Origin of the sequence: Cytobacillus eiseniae, assembly GCF_017874625.1 — a bacterium.
Classification (GTDB): domain Bacteria; phylum Bacillota; class Bacilli; order Bacillales; family Cytobacillaceae; genus Cytobacillus; species Cytobacillus eiseniae.
The window spans coordinates 1-1411 of the sequence record NZ_JAGIKZ010000061.1 but is presented as its reverse complement, the minus strand read 5'-3'; the positions used below and the strand labels follow the sequence as shown (position 1 = coordinate 1411).

Sequence of the window (1411 nt, the reverse complement as noted above, 5' to 3'; positions counted from 1 at the left end):
AGTCAAGTCCACAATATTGTGTAAAAATGATTTACAATGTTTTATCTTATTGATCTTACTTTGGGTTATGGCTGAATTTTGTAAGGAAAAAGGGGGTACCCCCTTTTTCCTTACAAAATTTTCGCTCCGCGTACCAGCACCCTTTTTCAATCTTTTAAATATTTTCTTTCCCCACGATCGAATGTTTCCTCGATATCCATTAGTACTGCACCTATTAGTCGAAAAGCTGACTGTGTATTCGGGAAGATTCTAATTACCCTTTCTCTTCGTCGAATTTCCGAGTTTACTCGCTCTAGCATATTCGTTGTACGTAGCTGTACGTGATAGGAAATTGGCTCATTCATAAATTGAATAGCATCATCGAACCCTTCGTCTAAAATTTTAATAGATTTTTCATAGGCCTTATTATCTTCAAATGAGTTGATAAATTCTTCTTTTAAGACTCTCGCCTTGGCTACATCTTTCGCATCAAATATTCGTTTAATCATTGTTTTTGCCTCTATGGACTTTTTCTTTGGCATATGGTCAAAGATATTTCTTTTAAAATGTACTGTACAACGCTGCCAGCTTGTTCCTATTAACGACTCTTTAATTGCACCTTTTAAGCCCTCATGGGCATCAGAAATAATCAGTTTAGGAGACTGAAATCCTCTAGATCTTAAATAGTCAAAGAATTTAGTCCAACCTATCTTTGATTCAGCGTGATTTACACTTAGTCCGATTATTTCTCTTTTATTTTTTTCATTTATCCCTATCGCAATATAAACGGCTTTAGAAACGACTTTATTATGTTCTCTGACTTTAATGTACATGGCGTCGACAATAACATATTTATAATACATGACACCAAGAGGTCGATTAGCCCATTCATTGACAACAGGATCTAGCTTTTTAGTTAAATTTGAAACAAAGGATTTTGACACATTCTCTCCACAAAGCTGTTCAACTATTTTGGTAACGTTTCGAGTAGATACCCCATTTACAACCATCTCTAGCATCGACATTACAAGTGACTGATCAGCACGTTGGTATTTTTCAAATAGTGAAGTTGAAAACTGGCCATTTCTCGTTCTAGGGACCCTCAAAGAGAGCCTTCCAATAGGAATCATAAAGTCCCGTCCATAATAACCGTTTCGATAATCAATACGCCCATTTGTTCTTTCATAGGCTTGTGCCTGTAAATAATCATCACGTTCTTTTTCCATAACCTCATTAAGTATCAATACAAGGGCAGCCTTCGTTACAGAATCTAGACCACAATTCATTACTGTTTCTTTTAAATCCTCTAAATTTAGGGTAAAATTAATTTGAGTCATCTCAATTTCTCCTTTACAATTTTCGTCGCTGAAAACATTGTAACCAGAAATTGATATGGCTCATTCTCTTTTTACACAATTATATGGACTTAATC

The 1411-nt window shown here is 35.2% G+C and carries 1 protein-coding gene; it reads right to left on the bottom strand.

Annotated features, from left to right (window positions below):
- Positions 1-146: 146 nt before the first annotated feature.
- Complete coding sequence (locus tag J2Z40_RS19660; protein WP_066391697.1) at positions 147-1316, bottom strand: IS256 family transposase; 1170 nt, start codon at positions 1314-1316, stop codon at positions 147-149.
- Positions 1317-1411 lie beyond the last annotated feature (95 nt).